At 63.1% G+C, this 4203-nt stretch carries 2 protein-coding genes and 1 pseudogene; all 3 read left to right on the top strand.

Annotated features, from left to right (window positions below):
* A partial coding sequence (locus A2J03_RS31775) for a hypothetical protein (RefSeq protein ID WP_068378043.1) occupies nt 1-594 on the top strand: 594 nt, incomplete at its 5' end.
* A gap of 409 nt (nt 595-1003) precedes the next feature.
* Nucleotides 1004-1225, top strand: coding sequence for a hypothetical protein (locus A2J03_RS30660; protein WP_156520502.1), 222 nt, complete (start codon nt 1004-1006; stop codon nt 1223-1225).
* A 413-nt stretch (nt 1226-1638) separates the two neighbouring features.
* Nucleotides 1639-4203: pseudogene (locus tag A2J03_RS21435) on the top strand (telomere-binding protein); the annotation flags it as partial.

Here is a 4203-nt window from a genome sequence, read left to right as displayed (position 1 = left end):
ACCACCGAGCACGCCCTTGTCGAGGCCGTCCCGCCAGAGTCGGCAGGGCTCAGCGACGCGACGCCAGTACCCGAGGAGACGCTTGAACAGCGACTGCCGGGTGGAGTTGATCAGGCAGAAACTGAGTCGGGGGCCGCGACTATCTCGGATGCGGGGGGCGGGGGTGTCTCGAACGTAGTCGCGCCGGAGCTCCCTACGCCGGCGACAGAGGACGAGCCGTCGACTTCGGCGGCGACAAGTGCGGAAGGTGCCGTACGACCCACCGCGGTCTACGTTCCGGCAGCTGTAAAAGAGGCGTGGAAGACGCGGTCTCAGCGGGAGAAGAAGTCGTACGGCGAAATCGTGGAGGACGCCTTCGCCGAACACACTCCAGACACTCTTGTTCGTCTCTTTGCCCCGAAGCCGGTCGGGAACGCGCACGGCGGAATGCCTCGACGCGCTCGACCAAAGGTGGCGACTGGGGGAGTGGAGGTGCGTCCGCACCTGGTGGTTGACCAAACCGAGTGGATCGATCAGCAGGTGGCGTCGAGTCCGTTGATTCCCTCGCGCAGTGCTCTGATCGCGGCAGTCGTCGAGGCCTACGTGATTTCCTGATCTCGTTTTCGGAGCGTCTTGCTCTTGGCTCCCCACCATGCTCCCCACCATGCTCCCCACTCCGGTGGGGAGCATTTTTGTGCCTTCCACCTGCACTGATGGTGGTGCTCCCCATGCTCCCCACTCGTTCGGCCCAAGGTTCACGCGTGACGGAAAGTGCCAACGCTGTCGTGCACCTCGTCGACGAGTCGATCTGTTCGTCGTGTCCGGTCTCGTGGAGAGAATGCATCAAGAGTTTTGCCCCACGTGTCACAGAGGTGGATCGACTCGGATCTACCTGTCGTGTGTGGGCCAACAGCATTAGCAACGACCGCGGGAGATACGCAGTGAATGTGAGGAGGCCGGCGGGCGACACACCGACCGTCGGGTCCTCCATGTTTCTGTTACCGAATTGCCTTAGGGTGACCGCATGGCTGGAAGCAAACCTGGGAGAGAGTCGAAAGGCCCTCGCAAACCCGCAATGGTGCGCACTCCCGAAGAGCAATACGCGCACTACAAGGACGAGGCCGATGCACTCGGCCTCGATCTCGGCGATTACTACGTCTATGTCATGGCGCAACACCACGATCTGCCCATGCCCCATTACATCAGGGAGCGAATCAACCCCGACCAGTACAAGCTGGGCGCGTGATGACCGGCCCCTAGACAGTGAAAAACCCCCCTCGTGCTTGGCGGCGGGAAGGGGGGCCTTTCGGACTCACTGATGAACGGATCAATCCGTTCTCAACCACCCACCGGGAACAACCACGAACACGACAGGAGGTGTATTGACATCATAGCTCAGTACCCCTGCCTCGCCGCGATTTGCTGGCCGAACCCGATGCGCGTCGCGTCGCGCCACCCCCGCAGCGGCGGTGACCGATGACTTCACCTGAGCCATCTCGTGGCCATATGTGGTCGATGGACAACATTCGTCCACGCCTTGAGCAGCTCGGCGGATTCAAGTCCACCTCCAGCTCACAGTTTCAGGCGCGTTGCCCTGTTCACGATGATCACCACGCCTCGCTCTCGGTGACTTGGACGCCAGGACCACGCGGCGCGGGCATGGTTCTTCTGCGCTGCCATGGTTGCTCCGCAACGGCCGCCGAGATCGCGGAAGCTCTCGATATCGCTGTATCGGACCTGTTCGACGAACCGCTGCCAGCCCGCGACCCAGGTTCGCCGCGAGTGGGTCGCTCGCCCCAGCAGCGAGCAGCCGGCAAGCGACGTGGACGACTCGGGCGGCTTCCCGCTCGGATCGCAGGTCCCGTACCTGAACCCGACGGTGAACACGTGTGGTCGGAGGTCACTCGTTACCCCTATACCGACGTTGACGGCACGTTGGTGCAGGAAGTCATTCGCGAAGAATGCGCGGACTGCGGTACACGACACAAACGTTTCCGGCAGTTGTTCGTCGGACCGAATCGCACCTACGTCAAACGCAAGCCAGCGGTGTTCACACCTGTCCTGTTTGCGATGCCGCTGCTTCACACCGCTCTCTCGTCCGGCCAGCCGGTCTGGCTCCTGGAGGGGGAGAAGGATGTCGAGACTGCGCTGGGTCTAGGACTCAACGCAACTACGAACGCTCAAGGCGGACTCAATTTTCCGCCGCAGCTTGCCGAGGTGTTCACCGGTGCCATAGTGCGGGTCGTTCTCGATCGCGACGGTGCCGGGTACGACCGAGGCATCGAGCTCGCATCGCTGCTCGGCGCGGTCAATGCCGATGTGCAACTCCTCCTGCCTGGCACGGCTGCGGACAAGTCGGATTTCACCGATCACGTCGAAGCCAAGCTGTGGCAGGACGACGACGTCTGGCACGGGTTCGTACCCGTCAGTGTCGGCGAGGTGGCAGCGCATGCGGCTCTGGCCAAGCTGCGCGGGAAGTCCGTCGAGGTCGAGAAAGCGGCAGGTGAGGCTGCGGCGCGGGTCGAACGCGGCCGGGTCTCCGGTCACGAGGACGAGTGCTCCGATGAGATGCGCCTTGCGCAGCGATGGGCGATCGAGGCAGAGCGCCTGTTCGAGCCGTTGAGCGAAGCGGTCGATGCCGTCCGTGGTTTCGCAGCCGCGGAGGGCACTGCGTGGTCGCAGGAGGCGGTCGATGCCGCTACCACGGTGTGGCGTACCGCACGTACCGCAGCTCGTGGGGCACACGATATTTCGCGCACCCCGATCCCACCGCTGCTGCACGACGACGAGCGCGCCGGAGCGCAGTCGTCGGGATCCGAAGGCCTCGATGCCGATAATTCGAGTACCCCTTTCACCGAGGGGCGACGGCTCCACGTTGTCGGGGGAGCTACCCGTGGAGCGCAGATTTCGGCACCAACCTACCGGGTTGTCGAGGGCAACCTGGTCGAGATCGTGACCAATCGAGATGGAGAGCAGAGCGCCAAGATGGTGCTCAGCATCGATGCGCGGATTGTAGAAATGGAATACCTTGAGTCTCAGAACGACGGTCTGGACGTCGATGCACCCATTCTGCTCGGACGCGAGGACATCGTTGGCCAGCGTGAGGCGAATCCACCTTCACCTGAACAGCTTTCGGCTGTGGTGATCGGATACACCCATCCCGATACGGGCGAGTTCATGCGGATGAGAGTCGATGCTCAGGACTATCGGGACTGCACCTGGGTCGATTCTCTGCCAGGGCCCCCGACCTACGACTCGAAGCCCTCAGGGATCGCGAAGCTCCGTGATGCACTGAAGGTCGCTGGAGGGTTGGCGATCGCCCGGACCGTACGTTTCCGGTCGACCGGTTGGCGCAAGGACCGTGACGACGAGTGGTTCTACGTGCACGCGGGCGGTGCGATCAGTGCATCGGGTGCGCGGGTTGCTCCGGTGCTGTTGAGTGGTCCGTTGTCGCGATACGACCTGCCGTGCCCGATCGCTGATGCCGGCAGGCTGCGGGATGCGTTCATGATCGATTCGGGGTCGATGCTCACTCGTTTGCCGGTGCGGGTCGCTGCTCCGCTGCTCGGGCACGTCTTTCGTGCGGCGTTGGGTCCGAATCCGTGGGTGCTCACTCTGGTCGGATCACCGGGGTCGTACAAGACTTCGATTGCATCGATCGCTATGCATCACTTCGGTGAGCTCTGGGATCGCCGGCGGCCGGCGTCGTCGATGTCGGGTAACGGTGACACCCTCAATGCTCTTCGTATCAAGCTCAATTCGTCCAAGGATGCTTTGTACTGGGCCGATGATGTTGCCCCGACGCGGGATTGGGGGGCAGCACAGAAGGCTCTTGAGGAGTTCGCTCGGATGGTGCACAACGGGGAGCAGCGCTCGCGTTCCTCTCGCGATGGGTTGAGCATCCTCGACGGCACAGCGCCTCGCTCGTCTGCGATGGTGACCTCGGAGGTCATGCCGCGGCCCGGTTCCGGTGCTCAGCGCATGTTGGTGGTGCCGTTGCAGTCAGATGAGATCGAGCTCGACGAGCTCATTCGCCTCGACAGTGAGCAGTCTCGGCATGGACGAGCCCTCCTGATGGCGTCGTTCCTGCAGTGGTTGTGCCCGCGACTGGAAGAGATGCGAGAAAAGGTGTCCGTCGAGGGCGCGCACTACGCGGAGTCCCTGCGTGAGCAGGGGGAGACCGTGCGCCAGGCCGAAGCGGTCGGTGCGGTGTGGGCGGGGTGG

Source organism: Rhodococcus sp. EPR-157 (assembly GCF_001647195.1).
Taxonomy (GTDB): domain Bacteria; phylum Actinomycetota; class Actinomycetes; order Mycobacteriales; family Mycobacteriaceae; genus Rhodococcoides.
This window is presented reverse-complemented; position numbering and strand designations above follow the sequence as displayed.